The sequence below is a fragment of the Methylobacterium sp. 1030 genome (genome assembly GCF_040544715.1).
Lineage (GTDB): Bacteria > Pseudomonadota > Alphaproteobacteria > Rhizobiales > Beijerinckiaceae > Methylobacterium.
This window is the reverse complement of the sequence record NZ_JBEPKM010000011.1, coordinates 97,699-121,479: the sequence shown is the minus strand read 5'-3', so window position 1 is coordinate 121,479 and position 23,781 is coordinate 97,699. Positions and strand designations below refer to the sequence as shown.

General features: G+C 73.5%; 19 protein-coding genes. 14 read left to right on the top strand and 5 right to left on the bottom strand.

What is annotated here, in order from left to right; all coding sequences use genetic code 11:
* Positions 1-31: 31 nt before the first annotated feature.
* The 5 genes from coaBC (at position 32) to ABIC30_RS17510 (ending at position 6,244) form a co-directional block, all read left to right on the top strand.
* Positions 32-1,255 carry a bifunctional phosphopantothenoylcysteine decarboxylase/phosphopantothenate--cysteine ligase CoaBC gene (gene coaBC, locus ABIC30_RS17530; protein WP_354455831.1) on the top strand — a complete coding sequence of 408 codons (1,224 nt, stop codon included), beginning with the start codon at positions 32-34 and terminating at the stop codon, positions 1,253-1,255.
* Between the two features lie 304 nt (positions 1,256-1,559).
* The gene (locus tag ABIC30_RS17525) at positions 1,560-3,656 is read left to right on the top strand and encodes a methyl-accepting chemotaxis protein (RefSeq protein ID WP_354455830.1); all 2,097 of its coding nucleotides are present in this window, start codon (positions 1,560-1,562) and stop codon (positions 3,654-3,656) included.
* Positions 3,657-3,801: 145 nt separating this feature from the next.
* A complete protein-coding gene (locus ABIC30_RS17520; protein WP_026605341.1) occupies positions 3,802-4,218 on the top strand; it encodes an FKBP-type peptidyl-prolyl cis-trans isomerase in 417 nt (138 codons plus the stop codon).
* Between the two features lie 36 nt (positions 4,219-4,254).
* Positions 4,255-5,625 carry a Wadjet anti-phage system protein JetA family protein gene (locus ABIC30_RS17515; protein ID WP_091976913.1) on the top strand — a complete coding sequence of 457 codons (1,371 nt, stop codon included), beginning with the start codon at positions 4,255-4,257 and terminating at the stop codon, positions 5,623-5,625.
* The gene (locus ABIC30_RS17510; protein WP_020095807.1) at positions 5,618-6,244 is read left to right on the top strand and encodes a DUF4194 domain-containing protein; all 627 of its coding nucleotides are present in this window, start codon (positions 5,618-5,620) and stop codon (positions 6,242-6,244) included. The genes ABIC30_RS17515 and ABIC30_RS17510 overlap by 8 nt, the downstream gene beginning before the upstream one ends.
* Before the next feature lie 169 nt (positions 6,245-6,413).
* On the opposite strand, the gene ABIC30_RS17505 is transcribed toward ABIC30_RS17510, so the two are convergent.
* A complete protein-coding gene (locus tag ABIC30_RS17505) occupies positions 6,414-8,090 on the bottom strand; it encodes a methyl-accepting chemotaxis protein (protein WP_020095808.1) in 1,677 nt (558 codons plus the stop codon).
* A gap of 176 nt (positions 8,091-8,266) precedes the next feature.
* Here ABIC30_RS17505 and ABIC30_RS17500 point away from each other — a divergent pair, with 176 nt between their 5' ends.
* On the top strand, positions 8,267-11,704 hold the full coding sequence (locus ABIC30_RS17500) for an SbcC/MukB-like Walker B domain-containing protein (protein WP_354455829.1): 3,438 nt from the start codon (positions 8,267-8,269) through the stop codon (positions 11,702-11,704).
* Between the two features lie 70 nt (positions 11,705-11,774).
* On the opposite strand, the gene ABIC30_RS17495 is transcribed toward ABIC30_RS17500, so the two are convergent.
* A complete protein-coding gene (locus ABIC30_RS17495) occupies positions 11,775-11,990 on the bottom strand; it encodes a hypothetical protein (protein ID WP_020095810.1) in 216 nt (71 codons plus the stop codon).
* Positions 11,991-12,402: 412 nt separating this feature from the next.
* On the opposite strand from ABIC30_RS17495, the gene ABIC30_RS17490 reads away from it, so the two are divergent.
* From ABIC30_RS17490 to ABIC30_RS17480, 3 genes are read left to right on the top strand one after another with little or no spacing between them, the layout of a single operon-like run.
* Positions 12,403-13,533 (top strand): S1C family serine protease, encoded by a 1,131-nt coding sequence (locus tag ABIC30_RS17490; protein ID WP_354455828.1) that lies wholly within the window; start codon positions 12,403-12,405, stop codon positions 13,531-13,533.
* Positions 13,530-13,778, top strand: a complete 249-nt coding sequence (locus ABIC30_RS17485) for a hypothetical protein (protein WP_354455827.1) — start codon at positions 13,530-13,532, stop codon at positions 13,776-13,778. The genes ABIC30_RS17490 and ABIC30_RS17485 overlap by 4 nt, the downstream gene beginning before the upstream one ends.
* 3 nt (positions 13,779-13,781) lie before the next feature.
* Entirely contained in the window at positions 13,782-14,543 is a 762-nt protein-coding gene (locus ABIC30_RS17480) for a J domain-containing protein (protein WP_020095813.1), read from the top strand.
* A 138-nt stretch (positions 14,544-14,681) separates the two neighbouring features.
* Here the strand turns inward: ABIC30_RS17480 and ABIC30_RS17475 are convergent, their stop codons facing one another.
* Positions 14,682-16,148, bottom strand: a complete 1,467-nt coding sequence (locus ABIC30_RS17475; protein WP_091976918.1) for a D-alanyl-D-alanine carboxypeptidase — start codon at positions 16,146-16,148, stop codon at positions 14,682-14,684.
* Between the two features lie 338 nt (positions 16,149-16,486).
* On the opposite strand from ABIC30_RS17475, the gene ABIC30_RS17470 reads away from it, so the two are divergent.
* The 5 genes from ABIC30_RS17470 (at position 16,487) to ABIC30_RS17450 (ending at position 21,689) form a co-directional block, all read left to right on the top strand.
* Complete coding sequence (locus ABIC30_RS17470) at positions 16,487-16,831, top strand: phasin family protein (RefSeq protein WP_020095815.1); 345 nt, start codon at positions 16,487-16,489, stop codon at positions 16,829-16,831.
* Positions 16,832-17,036: 205 nt separating this feature from the next.
* Positions 17,037-17,423 (top strand): ATP-dependent Clp protease adapter ClpS, encoded by a 387-nt coding sequence (clpS, locus tag ABIC30_RS17465; RefSeq protein WP_026605344.1) that lies wholly within the window; start codon positions 17,037-17,039, stop codon positions 17,421-17,423.
* A gap of 38 nt (positions 17,424-17,461) precedes the next feature.
* Positions 17,462-19,948, top strand: coding sequence for an ATP-dependent Clp protease ATP-binding subunit ClpA (clpA, locus tag ABIC30_RS17460; RefSeq protein WP_026605345.1), 2,487 nt, complete (start codon positions 17,462-17,464; stop codon positions 19,946-19,948).
* A gap of 92 nt (positions 19,949-20,040) precedes the next feature.
* Positions 20,041-20,325 (top strand): hypothetical protein, encoded by a 285-nt coding sequence (locus tag ABIC30_RS17455; RefSeq protein ID WP_020095819.1) that lies wholly within the window; start codon positions 20,041-20,043, stop codon positions 20,323-20,325.
* Between the two features lie 65 nt (positions 20,326-20,390).
* On the top strand, positions 20,391-21,689 hold the full coding sequence (locus ABIC30_RS17450; RefSeq protein ID WP_020095820.1) for a flavin monoamine oxidase family protein: 1,299 nt from the start codon (positions 20,391-20,393) through the stop codon (positions 21,687-21,689).
* Positions 21,690-21,710: 21 nt separating this feature from the next.
* Here ABIC30_RS17450 and ABIC30_RS17445 read toward each other — a convergent pair whose 3' ends face one another.
* Together ABIC30_RS17445 and egtD are read right to left on the bottom strand one after the other, a co-directional pair.
* Positions 21,711-22,775, bottom strand: a complete 1,065-nt coding sequence (locus ABIC30_RS17445; RefSeq protein WP_020095821.1) for an adenylate/guanylate cyclase domain-containing protein — start codon at positions 22,773-22,775, stop codon at positions 21,711-21,713.
* A 27-nt stretch (positions 22,776-22,802) separates the two neighbouring features.
* The gene (gene egtD, locus ABIC30_RS17440) at positions 22,803-23,777 is read right to left on the bottom strand and encodes an L-histidine N(alpha)-methyltransferase (protein WP_020095822.1); all 975 of its coding nucleotides are present in this window, start codon (positions 23,775-23,777) and stop codon (positions 22,803-22,805) included.
* Positions 23,778-23,781: the final 4 nt, after the last annotated feature.

The window sequence follows — 23,781 nt, the reverse complement described above, 5'->3', positions numbered from 1 at the left end:
CGCGCGCGCCGGCGCGCAGAGGGTCGGCGGCATGACCGAGACCCTCGCCCATCGCCGCGTCCTCCTCGTCATCGGCGGCGGCATCGCGGCCTACAAGGCCCTCGACCTGATTCGGCGGCTGCGCGAGCGGGGCGCCAGCGTCTGCCCGGTGCTGACCGCGGGGGCGCAGGAATTCGTGACGCCGCTGGCGGCGGCCGCGCTCGCCGGTGAGCGGGCGCATACCGACCTGTTCGACCGCGCCTCCGAGGCCGAGATCGGTCACATCAAGCTTGCCCGTCAGGCGCATGCCGTAGTGGTGGCGCCCGCGACCGCCAACCTGATGGCCCGCATGGCCGGCGGTCACGCGGCCGACCTCGCGACCACGGTCCTGCTGGCCACGACCCTGCCGATCCTGATCGCGCCGGCCATGAACGTCCAGATGTGGGCGCACCCCGCCACCCGCCGGAACCGCGCGGTCTTGGAGGGCGACGGCGTCCGGATCGTCGGGCCGAATGCCGGCCGGATGGCCGAGCCCGAATCCGGACCCGGCCGGATGGCCGAGCCCAACGAGATCGCCGACGCGCTGGAGCGGATGCTCGGCGCCCCGAGCGGGGACAGGCCCCTGGCCGGCCGGCGCGTGCTCGTGACCTCGGGCCCCACCCACGAACCGATCGACCCCGTCCGCTACATCGCCAACCGCTCCTCGGGCCGCCAGGGCCACGCCATCGCGGCCGCCGCCGCCGCGGCCGGCGCCGCCGTGACCCTGGTCTCCGGGCCGGTGTCGCTGCCCGACCCGCCGGGCGTCGCCGTCGTGCGGGTCGAGACCGCCCGGCAGATGCTGGCGGCCGTCGAGGAAGCGCTGCCGGCCGACATCGCGGTCTTCGCCGCCGCGGTCGCCGACTGGCGCCCGGAGCAGGAGGCGGGCAGCAAGAAGATCAAGAAGGACGGCACCGGGCCGGCGCCGATGCCGCTGGTCGAGAACCCCGACATCCTCGCCACGATCGCGCGCCGGCCGGCCGGGCGCCCGCCCCTCGTGGTCGGGTTCGCGGCCGAGACCGACACGGTGGTCGAGCACGCCCGGGCGAAGATCGCCCGGAAGGGCTGCGACCTCATCGTGGCCAACGACGTGTCGGCCGAGGGCGGCGTCATGGGCGGCGTCGACAACACGGTGCACCTGATCCGGCGGGACGGCGCGGTGGAGACTTGGCCGCGCCTCGGCAAGGACGAGGTCGCCCGGCGGCTCGTCGCCCATTTCGCCGCGCTTCTGGCCGGCTGACGCGGCGCCCCCCGAGAGGGACGCGAGACCCCTCGGACTGCGCGCCGTTCCGAGCGTGAGTGTCGTTGCGCACAGGGAAGATAAAAGTGTTTCCGCAAAAAATCCGCGTCCGATCGATTGGTGACTGAGAATACCTGCGCTTGTGCCCGACCATTATCCGGTCGTTTTGCAGATAAATAATTCGGAAGGGGAAATTTTAAGACAGTTCGGTGACTGAGTCCGCCCGCATTGTCCCGGCTGTGCGGGGAAAAACTTGCTATGATCTGGTATGCCCGGCCGATCGGGCGACCGGAGCCGAGGCACGATGCGCGTAGGGGACCTGTCCATCCGGACGACCATGAGCCTCGTCCTCGTCGTCATGGCGACGATCATGCTCGGCTTCGCGACGGGCACCGTGCGGGAGGCGCGGCAGCACGCCGCCGAGGCCGAGCGGGTCATCGCGCTGGTGCGGGCGAGCCGCGCCCTCCTCCAGACGCTGAACGTGACCCGGTTCGAGCGGGGCGCGACGCTGCAGTTCCTCGCCGCCGCCGAGCCCGTCGAGGCCGAGACCCGCGCGTCGCTCTACGCCGACCGGCAGCGGGCCATCGCGGGGCTCGCCGCGGCCCAGCCGCTCCTCGACGGTCTGGAAATGCCCGCCGTGGCGGCGACCCTCGGCCGGCTGCACGAGGCGAGCGGCCGCCTCGATCGCCTCCGGCCGCGGGTCGACGCCGCCCTGGACGTGCCGGGCGCGCGTCGCGACGGCGCGGTGACGGCGGAGGCCAGGGCCGCCCTCCAGGCCATGCTCGATGCCCTGATCGCCACGAGCGACGCCGTGGACGCCGCGATCCCGCTGTCCGACGGGCTCCTCCGGCGCGACCTCGCCCTGAAGCAGGCGGCGTGGGCGACGCGCATGGCCAACGGCGCCGTCGCGCTGCGCGTGCAGACATCCCTGGCGGCCGGGGCGTCCTGGTCGCTGGACGAGACCGTCGCGGCCGCCGAGGAGCGGGGACGGCTCGACGCGGCCTGGAACGCGGCGATCGAGGCCGCGGCCGAGGCGTCCGGGACGGTCCAGGCCGCGTTCCGGCGAGCCCGGGAGAACAATTTCGAGGGCGCCCCCCTCGCCCGCCGGCGCGCCGTGGCGCAGGCCCTGGCTCGCGGCGCGCCGCCGGGCCTGACGCTCGCCCAGGCGCGCAAGCTCGACACGCCCGAGCAGGTGACCCTCGTCGACCTCGCCTTCGTCTGCCTCGACGAGATGGTCGCGCGGGCCGAGGCCCTGTCGGGGGCGGCGCGGAGCACCCTGTGGCGCGACGGGGCGGCCCTGGTCGCGACCCTGCTGCTCGTTGCCCTCGGGCTGCTCGCCCTGTTCCGCGGCGTGCTCCGGCCGATCCGGCGGATCACCGCGGCCATGGAGGCCCTCGCGGCCGGGGATTCCGCCGTTGCCGTCCCGGGCCTCCGGCGGCACAACGAGATCGGCGCCATGGCCCGCGCCGTGCAGGTGTTCAAGGACAACCTGATCCGCACCCGGCAGCTGGAGGCCGAGGCCGAGGCGGCGCGGCAGGACGCGGAGCGTCAGCGCGGCCTCGCGATGCGGCAGGTCGCCGACCGGTTCGCCGACGCCGTCGGCGGGATCGTCGCGCAGGTCTCGACCGCGGCGGCCGGCCTGCAGGCCACGGCCCGCGGCATGACGGAGACCGCGGCCGAGACCGCGGGGCAGTCGACCACCGTCGCGGCCGCGGCCGAGGAGGCGGCCAGCAACGTCGGCACCGTGGCGGCGGCGGCCGAGGAACTCGGCGCCTCCGTGCAGGAGATCGGCCGGCAGGTCGACGGCTCGGCCGGCCTCGCGCGGGCGGCGGTCGCGGAGGCCGACCGGACCGGCGCGCTGGTCCGGGACCTGAGCGAGGCCGTGGCGCGGATCGGCGACGTGGTCGGGCTGATCTCGACCATCGCGGGCCAGACCAACCTGCTGGCGCTCAACGCCACGATCGAGGCGGCGCGCGCGGGCGCCGCGGGCCGCGGCTTCGCGGTGGTGGCCACCGAGGTGAAGGCGCTGGCCGAGCAGACCGCCCGGGCCACGGAAGAGATCGCGGGCCAGATCGGGCGGGTACAGGCCTCGACCGGGCAGGCCGTCGCGGCGATCGGGACGATCACGGCCCGGATCCGGGACATCGACGGCGTGGCGACCACGATCGCGGCGGCGGTGGAGCAGCAGGGCGCGGCGACCCGCGAGATCGTCCGCAACGTCGGGCAGGCGGCGCAGGGCGCGGCCGCGGTCACCGGCCACGTCGCCGGCGTCGCCGCGGCCTCCGGCGCGACCGAGGCGGCGGCGGGCGAGGTTCTGGGTGCCGCCGCCGCCCTGTCGGCCCAGGCCGCGCACCTGACCGAAGAGGTCGGCCGCTTCCTCGACGGCGTCCGGGCCGCCTGAGCGCGCCTCCAAGCGCGCCCCCAAGCGCGCCCCCAAGCGCGCCCTTTGGGGGCGCCGCCGGCCGCCTCCCTGGCCTGGACGGGTCCGAGGCGATAGAAGGCCTCCCGACGGCCGGCGCGCACGGCGCCGGCTCCAGGGAGAAACCATGCCTCGCCTGTCCCCCCTCTTCGGAGCCGCGTTGATCGCCATGACCACAGCCGCCAATGCCGAGACCGTGACCACCCCGTCGGGCCTCAAGTATCAGGACGAGGTCGTCGGCACCGGGCCCGAGCCGAAGGCCGGCCAGACGGTCACCGTCCAGTACACCGGCTGGCTCGACGAGGGCGGCAAGAAGGGCAAGAAGTTCGACTCGTCCCGCGACCGCAACCAGCCCTTCAGCTTCCCCCTCGGCGCCGGCCAGGTGATCAAGGGCTGGGACGAGGGCGTCGCCACCATGAAGACCGGCGGCAAGCGCACCCTGATCATCCCGCCGCAGCTCGGCTACGGCGCCCGCGGCGCCGGCGGCGTGATCCCGCCGAACGCCACGCTGATCTTCGACGTCGAGCTCCTCGGCGCGAAGTAAGCGGCACGGCTGCGCGACGGCAGGAATTTCGACACGATGCTGTTCGCGCAGCTGTCCGACGAGCTGTTCAAGCCGCTGGCCTCGCCGAGCCGCGGCTTCAACGCGGCCCTGCTCCTGCACCTGCACCGGCGCGTCCTCGGGGCCGAGCCGGTGCGCAAGGCCGAGCTCCTGGCCGAGATCGGCGACTTCGCCGCCGGCTGGAGCGACCCCGAGGTCAGCGGCGACGAGCCGATCTCGGCCGACCCGGCCGAGCGCCGCACGGCGCTCTACCGGCGCCTCCTCGACACCGGCTGGCTGATCGAGCGCCGCGAGCGCTACGTCCCGGTCGCGGAGTTCGACCCCGAGGCCCGCCTCCTCCTGGAGGAGCTGTCGCGGCTGGAACGGGGCGAGACCCGCTCCTACGGGGGCGCCGTCCTGGAGGTGCTGGGCGGGCTCGAGAGCGCCCTGTCGGACCCGGCGAACCGATCCGAGGCGCTGTCCAACGCCGCGCGGGGCGCGGCCGCCTTCCTGTCCCACGTGCGCGGCCTCGCGGCCGGCATGCGCAAGGTCGAGGAGCGCATCCTGCGCGAGCCCGACCGCGCCAAGACCTTCCGGCTGTTCTTCGAGGATTTCGTCGAGCGCCACCTGATCAGCGACTACCGGACGCTGCACACCCGCTTCAACCCGTTCCGCTTCCGCGCCAGCGTGGTGCGCGAGGCCGGCCGGGCGCTGCGCGACGCCCTCACGGTCCGGGCCCTGGCCGAGGGCCTGATCCGCGAGGGGCGGAGCGCCGATCTCGACACGGCGCAGCGGGCCGTCCGGGCGGATCTCGCCCAGATCCTCGCGGTCTTCGAGGGCCTCGACAACCACCTCGACGCCGTCGACGCCGTGGTGGCGCGCCTGGAGCGCCGGATCGCCTCCGCGCTGCACGTGATGGACCGCCCGGACCCGAGCGGCGTCGAGCGCGTCGCCGCGATGCTGCGCGCCGTCGGGGAAGCGGAGATCGCCCCCGAGGTGCCGGGCGACGTCTCGCTGCTGCGGCCGCCGATCGGGCACGCGCATCTCCAGGCGCCGCGCGCCCGCAAGTCGGCCATCGACATGGAGCCGCTGCCCGACATCGAGGACGACCCCGTGGTCGACGCCTTCGCGGCCGCCAAGGCGGAGTTCCGGCGCCGCACCACCGTGACGCCCGAGAGCATGAGCGCCTTCGTGGAGGCCCGGCTCGGCAAGGCGGTGCGGCTGCGCGGGTCGCAGATCGCCATCGCGGGCGTCGACGACTTCATCGTGTTCCAGCGCCTGCGCGAGATCGACGTGCTGTTCGACGCCAAGCTCGGCGCGCGCTACGCCCTGACCCGGCTGCCCGAGCGCGTGGTCAACGGCTGGCTGGACTGCCCGGATTTCCTGCTGGAGCGCCGTCCCCGTGCTTGAGGGCTTCCGCGCGATCATCGACGGCGACGAGCCGCCGCCGCCCGGCGCCCGGGCGCCGGACGCCGAGGAGCTGTGCCGCGCCCTCCAGGTGCTGCTGAAGGGGCAGGTGATCTACGCCGAGACGCAGGGCATCGGCCGCTCCTACGAGCTCGCCCGGCACTACGCGCCGTTCTTCACCGACTACTTCGCCTGCCTCGGCTACGCGCTGACCGTGTCGCACCGCGACCAGATGGTCTCGCTGAGCCCGGCCGCCGACGCCCCGCGCCACGACATCGTCTCGGAGCGCCTGCGCAAGGACGAGACCCTGGTGCTGCTGGCGCTCCGGCTCCTCTACGAGGAGGGCCTGCGCGACCACCGGGCCGGAACGGACGGGATCGTCGACTGCACCACCGACGAGATCGTCGAGAAGATCCGCGCCGTGGCGCGCAACGAGCCCCCCGAGGAGGGCCGGCTCGCCGACATCCTGCGCCTCTACGCCAAGCGCGGCGGCCTGCGCCTCGGCGAGCGCGACCGGGTCGAGCGGGTCACGCCGCTGTCGCTCCTGCCGGGGCTGACGGTGCTGGCCTCCGACGCCTGGATGGAGCGCCTGCGGGCGTGGTCCGAGGCCGGCGAGGCCTGATTCCGTCGTTCGGTCGACCAGTTCGGCGCCGTCTTTGCGAGCGGAGCGAAGCAATCCAGCCGGCGCCACGATTGCCGGCGTCGTGCTGCCCTGGGTCACTTCGCTGCGCTCGCGATGACGGGGTGAGATACGTCAACCGCGACGTGCGGCCGAACCCACGTGACCGCGCTCAGGCCGCCCGGACCGTCGCCAGGAAGTGCTCGACCTCGCTGCCGAGATGGGCCGCCTGGCGGGCCATCTCGGAGGCCGAGGCCAGGACCTGCGCGGCGGCCGCGCCGGTCTCCTCGGCGGCGCCGGCGACGCCGCTGACATTGACGGTCACCGACTCGGTCCCGGTCGCGGCCTCGGCGACGTTGCGGACGATCTCCTGCGTGGCCGCGCCCTGCTCCTCCACCGCCGCCGCGATGGAGTTGGCCATGCCGCTGATCTCGCGGATGCGGCCGGCGATGCCGTCGATGGCCTGGACGGCCTGGCCGGTCGAGCCCTGGATCTGCGCGATCTGGGCCGAGATCTCGGCCGTCGCCTTGGCGGTCTGGTCGGCCAGCGCCTTCACCTCGGTGGCGACGACCGCGAAGCCGCGGCCGGCGACGCCAGCCCGGGCCGCCTCGATCGTGGCGTTCAGCGCCAGCAGGTTGGTCTGGCTGGCGATCGCCGAGATGAGGTCGACCACCTCGCCGACCCGGCGCGCGCCGGTGCTCAGGGCCTGGACGAGGTCGGCCGTGGCGGCGGCCTCGCGGACGGCGGCCTGCGCCAGGTCCGCCGAGGAGCCGACCTGGCGGCCGATCTCGTTGACCGAGGAGCCGAGCTCCTCGGCCGCCGCCGCGACCGTGGTGACGTTGGAGGAGGCCTCCTCGGCCGCCGCCGCCGCGCTGGTGGACTGGCCGGCCGTCTGCGTCGCCGTCGCGGTGAGGCTCTGGGCCGTGGACTGGAGCTGCGTCGCCGCCGACGTCACCGAGCCGACGATGCCGCCGATGGCGGATTCGAACCGGTCGGCGAGTTCGCGCGTCGCCTGCCGGCGCTGCGCCTCGGCGCCGGCACGGGCCTGCGCGGTCTCGGCCTCGAGGGCGCGGGCGTGCAGCAGGTTCTCCCGGAACACCGCGACGGTCGCCGACATGGCGCCGATCTCGTCCCGCCGCGCCGCGTAGGGGATCTCGGCCTGGGTGTCGCCGTCGGCGAGCCGCCGCATGGACAGCGTCATCCCGGAAAGCGGCCGCGACACGCCCGTGAAGGCGTACAGCATGGCGCCGAGCGCGATGACGAGGCTGACGAGCAGGCTCACGACGGTCGTCCGGACCGCGTCGGCCTGGCTGTCGCGGGCCGCGCGTCCGGCCGCCTCGCCGTTCCGGATGTTCAGGTCGGCGAGGGCGCGGGTCGCGCTGGATGCCGCGAGGTAGTTGGCGTTCATCGGCCCGCGGAAATAGGCGAGCGCCTGATCGTGCTGGTCGGCCGGGAAGGCGCGCAGACGCGTCCAGTCGGCCTGCTGCACCGCCAGCTTGGCGAGCAGGTCGTCGTAGATCCCCTGCTCCTCCTTCGACGCCACCAGGCTGCGGTACGCCTCGGCCTTCGCCTGGCGGTTCCGCATCATCTCGTCGGCGTTCTTCAGGCTGGTCTCGCGCTCGGCGTCGGTATCCGCCGTCACGTAGCGGAACTGCCACAGTCGCGAGCGCATCACGAGGGCGTTGATCGCCTGGGCCTCGTTGATCGACGGCACGGCGTTGTCGATCAGCTCCGCGAGCCGCTGGTCGACCGCCTGCATCTTGTAGAGGGTCACGCCGCCCTGAACGATCGCCGCCAGGAGCAGGAGGGCGAAGAGGCCGCTGAGTTTTGCTTTGAGACTGAGACGCATCGGTCGGTTCCGGTCGTGCGGGCGAGACCCGCAGGACATGAACAGTTTGTGCTAACAGGGTTATAACCTGAGGTAGGATCAGGCTTCACGGGTTCGCGTGTGTCGGCTTGCATACGCGGCCGAGTCCGGCCAACTGGGCCGCTCATTCCTCGCCACCGACCCGACCCACCGACACCGTGTACGTCCTCACCGACATCGCCATCTCGAACTGGTACCTGATCCGCCGCGAGCAGATCCGCCTGCGCGGCGCCGCGGCGCTGGTCGGGCCGACCGGCGCCGGGAAGTCGACGATCTTCGACGCGGTCGGCACGGTGCTGGCCGGCAACAACGCCAGCCGCCTCGCCCTCAACGCCTCGGCCTCCGGCCGCAGCGCCCGCACCGTGCGCGACTACTGCCTGGGCTGGATCAGCGACCCGGCGGAGGGCGGCCGCCCGACGCGGGAATCCTGCGAGACCGTGCTGGTGCTGGTCTTCGAGAACCCCGATTCCGGCCGCGTGGTCTCGGTCGGCCTCGCCCTGGCGGCCCGGGCCGCCGAGCCGAAGGAGACCGTGCTGTCGCGCTTCATCGCGGTCGGGCACAGGTTCGAGGTCTCCGACTACGCCCGCACCGCCCCCGGCGGCACCTACACGGCGCCCTGGAGCGAGATCGCCGCGGAGCTGCGCGCCCGCGCGTCGAGCTTCACCGAGTACCGCACCTCCGGCGAGCGCTTCACGGCCGACGTGCTGGCGACCCTGCGCGAGGGCGCGCCGGCGCCGGAGCCGCGCCACTTCCTGCGCAGCTTCGCCAACGCGGTGGCGTTCAAGCCGATCTTCGACACCAGCGCCTTCGTGCGCGCCTTCGTGCTCGAGCCGGAGCCCCTCGACGTCGAGCGCGTGCGCCACTCCATCGCCAACTGGCGGCGCCTCCGGGAGACCATCGCCGAGCTGGAGACCCGGCTCGGGCGCCTGCGGCGCCTGCGCGACCGCTACGAGGCCTGGGGCGAGGCGGTCCTCGCCGCCGCGACGCACGAGCTGCGGGCGGCCAGCGCCGATCTGCGCCGCCGCAGCCTCGACCTCATCGCCGTCCGGGGCCGCCTCCGCGAGGGCGCCGACACCCTGCGCATCGCCCGCGAGCGCGTCGCGGCGAGCCGCGGCTACGTCCGCGAGATCGACGGCGAGATCGCCGAGAAGAAGGCGCTGGCCGCCGCGGGCGCCGCCGAGGGCCGGCTCGCGGCCTCGACGCTCGGCCTGTCCATGCTGGAGCGCGACCGCAAGGAGCTGATCGGCCGGATCGGCGACCTCGTCGCCCTCGTCGGGCAGATGGCCAAGCTCCAGCCGGTCACCCCGATCCTGCGGCAGAGCTGCCCGCAGGCGGCCCGCCTCGCCGAGGCCTGCGCCCGGGCTGGCCTGCGCCGGGACGCCTCGCCCGAGGAGATCCTGCGCCCCGACGGCCCGCTGGCCGAGCTGGCCGACGGGCTGGCGCGCCTGCCCGACTTCGACGAGGCCCTGGAGCGGGCCGCCGAGGACGCGGCGCTCAAGGCCCGCGCGCAGGAGAGCGAGGCCGAGCGCACGGCGCCGCGCACCGGCGGCGGCCCGGCGGCGCGGCTGTCCTCCGATACGGTGGCGTTCCGCGGCGAGCTGGAGCGACGCGGGATCGACGCGCTGCCGATCTGCGAATTGGCCGAGATCGTCGACCCGACCTGGGGGCCGGCCCTCGAAGGGCTGCTCGGGCGCGCCCGCGAGGCCCTGGTGGTCGCCCCGGACCGGCTGAGCGAGGCCCTCGGCGTGCTGCAATCGGGCCGCGACCGCTTCAGCCGCTGCATCCTGGTCAAGACCACCGACACCGCCAAGCAGCGCGCCCGCCGCTACGACGACGGTCCGCTCACCGTGATCGAGACCAGCGACCCCCACGCCGAGGCGTTCCTCGGCGTGCGGCTCGGCGGCTACGACCTCGCCCGGGACGACGCCGAACTGGCGCGCCTGTCCCGGGCCGTGGCGCCCAGCGGCCGGACCACGGCCGGCATGGCCTACACGGTCACCCGCAGCGTCGACCTGCTGATGACCCGCGGCCATCGCGGGCCGACCGCCGACAGCCGCCGCGCCCACGAGATCGCCGTCGCGGAGGCGCGGCGCCTGCGCGGCGAGGCCGCGGTCCTGCGCGAGGCCGCCCGGACGGCCGCCGCGATCCGGGCGCGCGTCGCCCGGGGCCTCGACGCGGTGGAGGCCCTGCGGGCCGAGCTCGACGGGCTGGAGGGGCGGCGGCGCACGCTCCAGACCGAGCGGGAAGGCATCGAGAAGCGCGACACGGCCGGGCTCGCCGCCGAGATCGCCGCGCTGACCACCGAGCGGGTCGGCTACCTGCGGGAATTGTCGGAGGAGCTGGAGCCGAAGCTCGACCGCCTGCTCGCCGACGAGGCGGCCCTGCGCGCCCGGATGGGGCCTATGCGCGAGGCCGTCCGCGCCGCCCTGTCGGCCCGCCGGGCGGCCCTGCGCCAGCTGAGCGCGGGCGACGCGGCGCGGGTGCGCCTCGCCCGCGCCGAGCCCTTCGACCTCGGCGCGGTCGCCGAGGCGCGGCGGGCGCTCGCCGGCCTCGACGCCAAGGCGGCCGGGGCGCGGGTGAGCGCCGAGCGCGGCCTCGCCCGGGATTCCGCCGAGGCCGCCCGCTCGCACGGGCGGATCGCCGAGCGCGAGCTGGCGGAGGCCTGCGCCGCCTGGCGGGTGGAGAACCCGCTGGCCTCGGGGGACGCCCCGGCGATCGACGGCTTCGCCTGGGTGCGCCGGGAATACGAGGCGGTCGAGGGGCACGAGCTGCGCCGCTACCGGGCGCAGGCCGAGCGGGCCGAGTCCGAGATGCGCCGCCTCATGACCGAGGACCTGCTGACGCGCCTCGCCGACCGGTTCGAGCGGGTCCATGCCCGGCTCGCGGCCCTGAACGAGCGGCTCTCGGCGCGCAGCTTCACCGGCCAGACCTACGCGTTCGAGGCGGCGGTGGACCGCCGCTACGCCGCCGTCCACGCGCTGGCCACCGAGACCGCCCGCTCGCCCGAGGCCGCGCAGGCGCTGCTCGCCGGCGAGGCGGAGGGGCCGATGGCGGCCGCGCTCGAGGAGATCACCGCCCTGATCGCCGGCGCGGACGACGCGGCGCGGCTCGCCGATTACCGCAACTACTTCGTCTACGAGATCGGCATGCGCGACCGGGCGGGCAACCGCACCACGATGTCGGCCCGGGCGCTGCGCGGCTCCGGCGGCGAGGCGCAGGCGCCGTTCTACGTGGCGATCGCCGCGTCGCTCGCCAGCGCCTACTACCCGGGCGACCGGCCGGGCGACGAGAATCCGGGGCTCGGCCTGTGCCTGCTCGACGAGGCGTTCTCGAAGCTCGACGTGCGCAACAGCCAGGCGCTGGTCGATCTCTACCGCGCCTGGGGGCTGCAGCTGCTGATCGCCGCCCCCGAGGACAAGCGCACGACGCTGACCGAGGTGATGGACACGATCGTGACGGTCTACAAGAGCCCGGATCTGACCTCGGTCCGGATCGAGGCCGAGCACCCGCTCGAGGCGGCCCGGCGGGCGCTGCACGCGATCAACCCCGACCAAGTCGGGATCGAGGGCTTCCGCCAGTCGGACGCCGCGGAGTGAGCCCGCGGGGCACCGGGGCGGGGCTTCGCGCCGCCGTCCCCGGTATCCCCGTTCTCCGGGAGATCGATCGTCAGTTCAGGTAAGTGCGGATCCAGTTCGGCGAGAGGATCTCGCCCTCTTCGGTGATGATCCAGGGCTGCTTGGCCGGGTCGGCCAGGGCGCCGGCCGCGGCGGCGATCGCCTCCCGCAGGGTCCGGTAGCGCTCGGGCTGCGCCAGCGGGGCGGTCGCCGGGGCCGTGCGCCAGATCGTCAGATCCGCGGGCCGTTCCAGAGCTTCGGTTTCCATGGGTTTCGTCCTTCCGAACCGTTTTGGACCGTTCAGATCGCCGCCGCCGGGCTCTGCCGAGGGGCTGCGGCGATCGATGGTCTGAGCGTCAATGCAAGCATCTCTGCGGCAGCTTTGCGATCAATTCGGGCGGTTCTCGAAACCAGCATCCGGTGCCGAGGCACGAGTTCGGGCGCGGTTCGGTGTTCCATGTCCGTATTGAGCGCGACTGAGCTGCCCTGGACTTGCGAGAATTGTGGCTCCTGAATGATGACCATTCCGTTAGCCAGTCTGCGCCGGTCGCCGACGTGCGCCAGAACACGTCAGGGGCCTGTCGGCGGCGGCGCCTCTCTGTGTTGACGCCCCGATCCTGAACGCGCACTTAAGGCTCGGCCCGTCGGGGCCCGCCTACGCGCTTCTCTCGGAGTCACCCGTGCCGGATCGTACCGTGCGCATCGTCCTCGCCGCGGTCCTGGTCCTGCTGGCGCTCTACGTCGCCCAGCCCTACCTGCAGCCGCTGCTCTACGCGGCCGACACGCCCCGGGCGATCACGGCCCGCGGCGATTTGGCGCCGGCCGAGTCTTCGACGGTCGCGCTGTTCGAGCGCGCGAGCCCGTCCGTCGTTCACGTTTTCGCGCAGGGCGCCGGGCAGAACCGCGACCTGCTCGACCTCGACGACCAGGGCGGCGAGCAGGGCGGGACGCAGACCGGCACCGGCTTCGTGTGGGACGGCGCCGGCCACATCGTCACCAACACCCACGTCGTGCAGAACGCCGCGCGGAGCGGCGGCTCGGTCTCGGTCCGGATGAGCGACGGCGAGGTCGTGCCCGCCACCCTCGTCGGGATGGCACCGTCCTACGACCTCGCGGTCCTGCAATTGGGGCGGGTGCGGACCATGCCGCCGCCGCTGGCGATCGGCACCTCGGCCGATCTCAAGGTCGGGCAGTCGGCCTTCGCCATCGGCAACCCGTTCGGCCTCGACCACACGCTGACCACCGGCGTCATCAGCGCCGTGCGCCGCCGCATGCCGACGAGCGAGGGCCGCGAAGTGTCCGGCGTCATCCAGACGGACGCGGCGATCAACCCGGGCAATTCCGGTGGCCCGCTCCTCGATTCCGCCGGCCGGCTGATCGGCGTCAACACCGCCATCGTCTCGCCCTCCGGCGCCAGCGCCGGCATCGGCTTCGCGATCCCCGTCGACGTGGTGAACCGGATCGTGCCGGAGCTCATCAAGGCCGGCCGCGTGCGCAATCCCGGCATCGGCATCATCGCCGCCCAGGAGGCGGCCACCGCGCGGCTCGGCATCGACGGCGTGGTGATCGTGCGGGTGCTGCCCGGCTCCCCGGCCGCGCAGGCCGGTCTGCGCGGCGTCGACCCGCAGACCGGCGACCTCGGCGACGTGATCGTCGAGGCCAACGATCGCCCGGTCCACCGCCTCGCGGACCTGACCGCGGCCATCGAGGAGGCCGGCCTCGGCGCCGGCGTGACCCTCAAGGTGGAGCGCGACGGCCGGATCCGGCAGGTCCGCGTCACCACCGCCGAGGTCGCGGAGAACCGGCGATGACGCGCGCGGCCCTCCTCCTGTCCCTGATCCTCCTCGCCGCCGCCGCGCGCGCCGGCGAGGCGCCCACGCGCGCGCGCCTCTGCCCGGAGAACCTGCCCGAGGGCGTGCGCCTCCCGCCGCAGCCCGGCTGCGACGCGAGCGTCCGCCCGCCGACGCCGCGCCGGCCGGGCCACTTCGATCTCGGGGACGGGACGAGCATCCAGATCGGCGGGAGCGCGTCCGCCCTCTACGGCGTGCGGCGCTGAGCGATGGTGCTGTTCGCTGGCCTGCTCGCCTGCCTGACCCTGTGGTGGCTGTCGAAGAACTCGGGCGGCCTCGGCCGGAGGCTCCGCGGCGGTCTCCGGGCTGGCCTCGGCGCCGCCCTCGGGCGGGCGCGTCTGCCGACCTTCGGCGCCTTCGCGCTGCTCGCGGCCGGGTTCCTGCTCCTGCGCGGGAACTTCGTCCTCGCGGCACTGCTCGGGCTGAGCGGCGTCTGGATGATCGAGGGCCAGGCCGCCATGACCGCGCGGCTGCGCCGGCTGATCCGGCCGGGATCCGGCGAGCGCCCGCGCGACCCGGAGGACCGCCGCTTCCGCACGGTCCTGATCGACGCCCTCGTGCGCCCGGACGGCAGCCTGCGCACGGGCCGCGTCATCGCGGGGCCGGGCGCCGGCGCGTGGCTCGACAGCATGCCCACCGGGGCCGTGGTCGAGCTGCTGCGGCTCTGCCGGATCCGCGACGCCGCCGGCGCCGCCCTGCTAGAGCCGTATCTCGACCGCCGGTCGCCCGGATGGCGTGTAGACGCTGAGGGCGATCGCGACCCGCGGCCGCGCCGTCCGCCGCATCCAGGGGCGATGACGCAGGAGCAGGCGTACGAGATCCTGGGGCTTCAGCGCGGGGCGACCGCTGAGGAGATCCGGTCGGCCCACCGGTCTCTCATGAAGCGCGCCCACCCCGACCAGGGGGGCAGCGCCGAGGGCGCGGCGCGCGTCAACGCGGCCCGGGACAGGCTTCTGAACCGACATCGCTGAACTCCACGCGCGTTGTCAGAGAGTTACCGATCGTCGGCCGCGGACGAACTCGGTCGCGGCCGTTCCGTAACCGGCGCGCGGGCGCGCCGGTGGCTCGCGAAACGCGGCGCGCGGGCGCGCCGGCGGGTCTCGCGGGTCTCAGCTCCGGGTGGCGAAGCAGCTGAAGCCGCTTCGCTTCAGGGCCGAGCAGGCCTCCTGGGCGGAATCCTGCTCGGAGAAGCCCGAGAAGCGGGCGCGGAACAGCGTGGTGCCGCCGTGCTCGACCTTGACCGTGTAGGGCGCGGCCTTCGACAGGCTGCCGCCGACCTTGGCGCGCGCTTCCGAGAGCATCGTCCGGGCCTTGGACTCGTCGTCCATGGCGCCGAGCTGGATCACCCAGGCGGTCGGGACGACGCGGGCGCCGGAGACCGCCTTCGGCGGCTCGTCGCGCTCGAGGGAGGCCACCCGGGCCGTGGACTTGGACGCGCCCGGGAAGGGCGGCTGGGCGTTGCCGCCGCCGGCATAGGCCTGGGCCGCCTTCGGGATCCCCTGCGGGCCGGGCTTCCAGGTGCCGCCCGGCGTCGTCGTCTTGGCGGGGGACAGGTCGAGGGGCTCGCCGGTGGTGCCGGTTGTCTCGACGTCCTCGTCGTCCGCCGAGGCGACCTGCGTGCGGGTCCGCGAGACCGCGTCGGCGACGACCGCCGGGCGGGCGCGCTCGGCGACCTCGGTGACCGGCGCCGAGATCCGGGCGCCGGCATAGGCGCGCGGCAGGCTGGCGCGGACGAGGTCGGCCATGATCCGGTCGCGGCTCGCGCCGGACTTGCCGCCCAGCACGATCGCCACGATCTGGCGCCCCTCGGACTTCGCCGCGGTCATCAGGTTGAAGCCGGAATCCCGCGTGTAGCCGGTCTTGATCCCGTCGACGCCCTGGACGTTGCCCAGGAGGCGGTTGTGGTTGCCGATCACCCGGCCGCGGAACGCGAAGGACCGGGTCTGGAAGTAGCGGTAGTAGTGCGGGAACCGGTCCTGGATCGCCCGGGCCAGCACGGTCAGGTCACGCGCGGTGGTCAGCTGGTCCGGATCGGGCAGGCCCGAGGCGTTGGCGTAGTGCGTGCGGCTCATGCCGAGGGCGTGGGCCTTCGCGGTCATCATCTGGGCGAAGCGCTCCTCGGAGCCGGCGATGTTCTCGCCGATGGCGCAGGCCACGTCGTTCGCCGACTTCGTCACGATCGCCTTGATGGCGTCCTCGACCGAGATGGTCTGGCCGGGGCGCAGGCCGAGCTTGGACGGCGCCTGGGCGGCGGCGTGGGCCGAGATGGTCAGGTCGGAATCGAGGGCGAACTTACCCCGCTCCATCTGCTCGAACAGCATGTAGAGCGTCATCACCTTGGTGATCGAGGCCGGGTGCCGCAGGGCGTCCTCGTTCACCGCGTGCAAGGTCTTGCCGCTCTTCACGTCCACGACCATCGCCGCGTAGGGCGGGTTGTAGCCGCCGCCGGCGCGGGCGTGGTGGTGCCGACCGCGCCGGGCGTCGGCCGGTGAGGCCATGGCCGTCAGGACGGCGGCGGCCAGGATCGCGGCCGGGAGCGCTGGAATCGTCCGGGAGCGGCCTACTACGCTACGCATCACGCCTGATTGCCTCGCGAGACCGGATCTGGCCGGTCGTATCCCCTGCAGAGCCTTCCGCCGATCACGTGGCCCCGCTGCATCAGTGGAGAGTTAGGCAAGTGCAGTTACAGGCCCGTTAATGCGATCGCGGCGAGTGCCGGATCGTGCCGGTCCGGCATCCGCTTACCGGCCGTTCCCGACCCGCTGTTGCCGGTCGGCCATGCCGTGCCGGTTGCGGCCGGCCGCTCTTACAGGCCCGAGCTTGACGCTGGCTGTCGTGCCGCACACTCTCCCGGCGATCCGAAACTGTCGGTCGCGGATGGCGGGCCGGCTCGGCGGCGGACCGGAGATCGGCGATGCAGAAACCCCCTGCCCTCCCCCTGAGCCCGGTCGCCTCCGGCTTCGGGACGCCCCTGCGGCGGTTCGGGATCGCGAGCCGCGCGGCCCAGACCCTCGGCATCGAGTATCTCGACTCGGTCAAGAAGGCCCTCGACGACCTCGGGGCGACCTGGGGGGCGCTGGCGGTGGCGCGCAGCCCGACCGAGATCCTGGCGGTGCAGGCCGCGTACCTGCAGCGGGCCGGGGAGCGCGCCGCGGCTCGCTCGGCCGCCGCCGGCGACGCGATGCTGGGCCTGACCGGCGCGTTCCTGCGGCCGAAGGCGCTGGCACCGGCCGCGGCCCGTCCCGGCCCGGCGCGCTAGCGGGTCGGCCATCATGCGCCGGGGACACGCGGTGCAGGGCGGACAAGTGCGCACAGGCGTCTGGCGAAGTCGGCTCACCGTCTGTAGATTAAACGGCGTGGAGCTGAGCGCTGCTCCCGGCAGGCCAGGATCAGGATCGGCCGTGAGGGCCGGCGGCGCCCGCTCCGAGCAAGGGATCGGTTCGACGCACATGAGACAGGTCCCCATGCAGGGCACCGCGAGTTCGACCAGGGAGCACCGGCCGGCGCGTATCGCGGTCACGGCATCCGGTTCGCGCACGCCCGGGGGCGACGACCGGTCCAACACCGCGATCATCACGCGCACGAAGCCGCGGACCAAGCGGCCGAGTCTGTACCGGGTACTCCTTCTGAACGACGACTATACGCCGATGGAGTTCGTGGTCCTGGTGGTCGAGCGGTTCTTCAACAAGAGCCACGAGGACGCCTACCAGATCATGATGCACGTGCATCAGAACGGGGTCGGCGAGTGCGGGGTCTTCACCTACGAGGTGGCGGAGACCAAGGTGACGCAGGTCATGGACTTCGCACGCAAACACCAACATCCTCTCCAGTGCGTTATGGAAAAGAAATAGGCGCCGCTCGCGGTAGGCACGAAGGACAGAGGCCAGCTTTGCCAAGCTTCTCACGCAGCCTAGAACAAGCCCTCCACCGCGCCCTGGCGCTCGCCGGGGAGCGCCGGCACGAATACGCGACGCTGGAGCATCTCCTGCTCGCCCTGGTGGATGACCAAGATGCGGCCGCGGTCATGCGCGCCTGCAACGTCGAGATCGACACGCTCAAGCGCAGCTTGGTCGACTACGTCGACACCGAGCTCTCCAACCTCACCGGCGATGGCCGGCAGGACGCCAAGCCCACGGCCGGGTTCCAGCGCGTGATCCAGCGCGCCGTGATCCACGTCCAGTCGTCGGGCCGCGAGGAGGTGACCGGCGCCAACGTGCTGGTGGCGATCTTCGCCGAGCGCGAGAGCCACGCCGCCTACTTCCTGCAGGAGCAGGACATGACCCGCTACGACGCGGTCAACTACATCAGCCACGGCATCGCCAAGCGGCCCGGCGCCTCCGAGGCGAAGCCCGTGCGCGGCGCCGACGAGGAGGGCGCGTCCGAGCGTCCGAGCGACGAGGGCGATCCCCGCGGCGCCAAGAAGAAGGGCGACGCGCTCGACGCCTACTGCGTCAACCTCAACAAGAAGGCCCGCGACGGCAAGATCGACCCGCTGATCGGCCGCGAGAGCGAGGTCCAGCGGACGATCCAGGTCCTCTGCCGCCGGCAGAAGAACAACCCGCTGCTGGTCGGCGATCCCGGCGTCGGCAAGACCGCGATCGCCGAAGGTCTGGCGCGCAAGATCATCCAGCACGAGGTGCCGGAGGTGCTCGCCGACGCGACCGTCTTCTCCCTCGACATGGGCACGCTGCTCGCCGGCACCCGCTACCGGGGCGACTTCGAGGAGCGCCTCAAGCAGGTCATGAAGGAGATCGAGGCGCACCCGAACGCGATCATGTTCATCGACGAGATCCACACGGTGATCGGCGCCGGCGCGACCTCGGGCGGGGCCATGGACGCGTCGAACCTGCTCAAGCCGGCGCTCGCCTCCGGCACGCTGCGCTGCATCGGCTCGACCACCTACAAGGAGTACCGCCAGTACTTCGAGAAGGACCGCGCCCTGGTGCGGCGCTTCCAGAAGATCGACGTCAACGAGCCGTCGATCCCCGACACGATCGAGATCGTGAAGGGCCTGCGGCCGTACTTCGAGGAGTTCCACAAGCTCAAGTACACGACCGAGGCCGTGAAGGCCGCGGTGGAGCTGTCGGCCCGCTACATCAACGACCGCAAGCTGCCCGACAAGGCGATCGACGTGATCGACGAGACCGGCGCCTCGCAGATGCTGGTGCCGGAGGCGCGCCGCAAGCGCACCATCGGCATCAAGGAGATAGAGGCGACCATCGCCACGATGGCCCGGATCCCGCCGAAGACGGTCTCCAAGGACGACGCGGTGGTGCTCCAGCACCTGACCGAGAACCTGAAGCGCGTGGTCTACGGACAGCCGAACGCCATCGAGGCCCTAACCTCGGCGATCAAGCTGGCCCGGGCCGGCCTGCGCGACCCGGACAAGCCGATCGGCTCGTACCTGTTCGCGGGCCCGACCGGCGTCGGCAAGACCGAGGCCGCCAAGCAGCTCGCCGCCTCGCTCGGCGTCGAGATGCTGCGCTTCGACATGTCGGAGTACATGGAGCGCCACACGGTGAGCCGCCTGATCGGCGCGCCCCCCGGCTACGTGGGCTTCGACCAGGGCGGCCTGCTCACCGACGGGATCGACCAGCACCCGCACTGCGTGCTCCTCCTCGACGAGATCGAGAAGGCGCATCCGGACCTGTTCAACATCCTGCTGCAGGTGATGGATCACGGGAAGCTGACCGACCACAACGGCAAGCAGGTCGATTTCCGCAACGTCATCATCATCATGACGTCGAACGCGGGCGCCTCGGACCTGGCCAAGGCGGCCTACGGCTTCACCCAGTCGAAGCGCTCCGGCGACGACGTCGAGGCGATCAACCGGCTGTTCGCGCCGGAATTCCGCAACCGGCTCGACGCGATCATCTCGTTCGGCCACCTGCCGAAGGACGTGGTGGCGAAGGTGGTGGACAAGTTCGTCCTCCAGCTCGAGGCGCAGCTCGCCGACCGCAACGTCACGATCGAGCTCTCCGACGAGGCCCGGGACTGGCTGGTGGAGCACGGCTACGACGACGCGATGGGCGCGCGCCCGATGGCCCGGCTGATCCAGTCGACCATCAAGACGCCGCTCGCCGACGAGGTCCTGTTCGGCAAGCTCAAGGACGGCGGCGCGGTCCGCGTGGTCGTCCGCAAGCCGGAGGACGGCGAGGCCAAGGCCGGCGCCAAGGACAGCCTGGGCTTCGACTTCCCGGCGGGTCCCGTGACGCCCAAGCCCGAGAAGGACGTGACCAACGCCGCCAAGCGCCACAAGCGCGCCAAGCCCCGCACCGCGGCCCGGAAGAAGACGCCGAAGGACAACAAGGGCGGCGGCGGCAGCTCGGGCGGCGGCGTCCGGACCGTGCCGAAGGTGCCACTCGTGCGCGCCTAATGGTGTGCAGGCCGGCTGGCGGCCTTCCGGACTCGGGGGCCGCCGGTCTATGACCGCCGCGACGCGCATGCGCCGCGGCGAGGAGGCGCCCGATGACTGACAACCTGCACGAGGGACCTCTGTCCCCCGTCGCGCAGCCGGCGCCCCCCAAGAAGCTCACCCGGCGCGAGGAGCGGCGCCGGCGTCGCCAGCGGCGCCGCCGCGGCGAGGAGGTGCTGGCCTGGGTGCTCGTGCCGTTCATCTGCTTCGGCATCTACTGGGGCATCGCCGCCGGCTTCGACTTCTTCGGCACCTCGCCGGGCCAGGTCTGGGACCAGCTGATGCAGGTCAAGGCCATGATGGAGAAGCGTTCGGGTCCCCAGGGCGCGCGCGGCTAGCGCGCCGCCGCGGGTCCCGGCGCGGGGGAGGCGACGCCTCCGGACGGTTCCGAGCGGGCGCGCCCATGACACCGACCCGTCGATCGCTGCTCGCCGCCCCCCTCCTGGCGATGCCGGCCCTCCGGGCCCGCGCCGGCGGCGGATCCGTGGTCGTCGTCGGCGCCGGGGCCGCGGGGCTCGCGGCCGCCGCCCTCCTGCGGGCGGCAGGGCAGAGTTTCACCCTCGTCGAGGCCCGGGACCGGATCGGCGGCCGCGCCTTCACCGACCGGGCGCTCGGCGACGCGTGCCGGTTCGACGCCGGCGCCGAGTACATCCACTGGGCCGAGCGCAATCCCTGGGCGCCCATCGCCCGGGCGGCCGGGGCGCACGTCGCCCGCGAGGACGGCTGGGCGCGCCGGCTCGTCGTCGACGGCCGTCCCGCCACCGTCGCCGAGGCGGCGCGGCGGCGTGCCGGCTTCTCCGGCCTCGACGCGCTGCTCGCCCCGAAGGGCGGCGACCCGTCCCTGGCGGAGGCGGCCGGGGCCGGCGGCCCCGACGCCGCCCTGGCGGCGGCCGGCCTGAGCCGGCTCTCCCTCGGCGAGGATCCCGAGCGGGTCTCGGCCGTGGACTACGACCGGCTCTGGTCCGGCTCCGACCTCTGGATCGACGGCTACGGCGACCTCGTGGCGCGGCACTTCGCCGACCTGCCGGTCAGCCTCGGCTGCCCCGTGCGGGCGATCGACTGGTCGGGCCGCGGGGTCCGGGTCGAGACGGCGCGGGGCACGATCGCGGCCGCCGCCGCCATCGTCACGGTGCCGGTCGGCGTGCTGAAGGCCGGGGCCGTGGCGTTCGCGCCGGACCTGCCGGACGCCGCCCGGACGGCGCTCGACGGCCTGTCGATGGGCGCCTACACCAAGATCGGCCTGCGCCTCGACCCCGCGCGCCTCGACGGTGCCGACCTCGGCGACGCGGTCTCGGTGGCGACGGGCGGCCCGACGATCTACTTCGAGATGCAGCCCTTCGGCAGGTCCCTGGCGGTGGCCAATCTCGGCGGCGACCTCGCGCGCGACCTGTGCCGGGCCGGTGAGGCGGAGGCGGTGGCGCTCGCCACCGAGCGCCTGGTCGCGGTCCTCGGCGGCGGCGCCCGCAGCGCCGTCCAGGCCGGGCGCCTCGCCGGCTGGTGGACGGACCCGCACGCCCGGGGCTCCTACTCGATCGCCGCCCCCGGCCACGCGGAGGCCCGCGACCGCCTGCGCGCGCCGGTCGGCGGGCGCGTGTTCTTCGCCGGGGAGGCGCTGGCGGGCGGCGGCGCCATGACGGTGGGCGGGGCGACCCTCGACGGCGAGCGCGCCGCCCGGGCGGTGCTGAAGGCGCTCGGCGCCTGACGGGCTCGTCGCCGCGGCGGTTCACGCGGTCGCGGCGCGGCTCGGCAGCGGTCGCGCGGGTGCCGCGACGGCGGTCCGGCGCCGGATCGCCGCCACCGCCAGGGGCTCGGCGCGGCCGCGCAGGGCGTGGGCTCCGAGATCCTCCGCCACGAGGTCGTCCGGCAGCGGGCCGAGCCGGGCGAGGAGGTCGGCCGAGACGAGGACGTCGACGCCCAAGGTCTTCGACAGGGCCTCCAGCCGGGCCGTCGTGTTCACGACGTCGCCGAAATACGCGATCTTGTGCCGCTCCAGCCCGATCTCGGCGGTCACGACCGGGCCGCAATGCAGCGCGGCGCGGAACTGCGGCACCTGCCCGAAGCGATCCCGCCAGCTCTCCGCCTCGGCGGCGAGCCGCTCCTGGAACGCGAAGACGCAGCGCAGGCAGGCGGCGTCGCGCAGGCCCCGCTCCATCGTCCAGGTCACCAGCGCGAGGTCGCCGACGTAGTCGTCGATCGAGCCGCGGGCGCGCGCCACCGGCAGCGCCAGGGCGTTGAAGACCTGCCCGAGATAGGCCTGCGCCGCCCGGTCGCCGTGGCGGTCGGCGAAGCGCGTCGACCCGGTCACGTCGAGGAAGAGGAAGATCCGCTCCTCGCTGATCGGCCGGTGGTAGCGCCCGATCAGCAGGTTCGCGAAGACGCCAGGGCCGATCAGGTCGCGGACCCGGAACACGAACACCACCAGGGCCGAGATGCCGAGCGCGTAGAGCAGGCCGGACTGCGACATCAGCATCGCGTTCCGCTCGCTGTACATGAAGCGGAACAGCTGGTTCAGCACCGTGCTGGCGACCGCGTTCCCGACCACGATCAGCGCGATGTAGAGCGCCACGGTGGCGAGCAGGAACAGCGGCGTCGCGAGGCCGCGGATGCGGTCGCGCAGCCGCGGCGCCAGCAACTGCCGCTCGTAGAGCAGGATCGGCGTGCCGATGATCGCGCCGCGGATCGCCGTCCCGGTCAGCGGGGCGATCCCGAAGATCACCCCGTAGAGGAGCCCCGCCAGGGCCCCCAGGGCGGGCGCCACCAGCAGGAACCAGCGCGGGCCGAAGCGCATGGATCCGCGTGCCCCGCCCGGCCCCGCTCAGTCCAGCCGGAGCGCGTGGACCGAGAACAGCTGGTCCGGGTCGGTCCAGACCGTCAGCCACGTCCAGCCCGCCCGCTCGGTCAGCGCGCGGAACGTGGCCGGCGTGTACTTGTAGCTGCTCTCGGTGTGGATCGTCTCGCCCGCCGCGAACGCGAAGGTGTCGGCGCCGACCCGCACCGCCTGGGCGTCGCGGGCGACGAGATGCATCTCGATCCGCGAGGCGTCGGTGTTGAACACCGCCCGGTGGCCGAAGGCGTCGGGCTCGAAGCGCCCGGCGAGTTCCCGGTTGATCCGGGTCAGGAGGTTGAGGTTGAAGGCGGCGGTGACGCCCTGCGCGTCGTCGTAGGCGGCCTCCAGCACCGCCGCGTCCTTCACGAGGTCGACGCCGACGATCATGTGGGCGCCCGGCCCCAGGATCCGGCCGAACCGGCGCAGCAGATCCTCGGCCTCGTGCGGGTCGAAGTTGCCGATGGTCGAGCCCGGGAAGAACCCGGCGCGCGGCAGGCCGTTCAGGCTCTCCGGCAGGTCGAAGTCGCGGGTGAAGTCGGCCACGACCGGCTCGACCCGCAGGTCCGGGAAGTCGCCCCGCAGGACCTCCGCCTGCCCGCGCAGGAACTCGCCGGAGACGTCCACCGGCACGTAGGCCGCGAGGGTGTCGAGGTGGCGCAGGAGACGGCGCAGCTTCACGGTCGAGCCGCTGCCGAACTCCACCAGCGCCGCGTGGGCCGGCAGCAGCGCGGCGATCTCGGGCCCGCAGGCGTCGAGGATGCCGATCTCGGTCCGGGTCGGGTAGTATTCCGGGAGCCGGGTGATCGCCTCGAACAGCGCGGACCCGGCCTCGTCGTAGAAGTATTTCGGCGACAGGGCCTTCTGGGGCTTGGACAGGCCCGCGCGGACGTCGTCGAGGAAGCTCAGCGGTGGCGCGTCCAGCGTGACCGGCGTCGCGTCGGCGAAGGTGGGCTTGATGGTCAAGGGC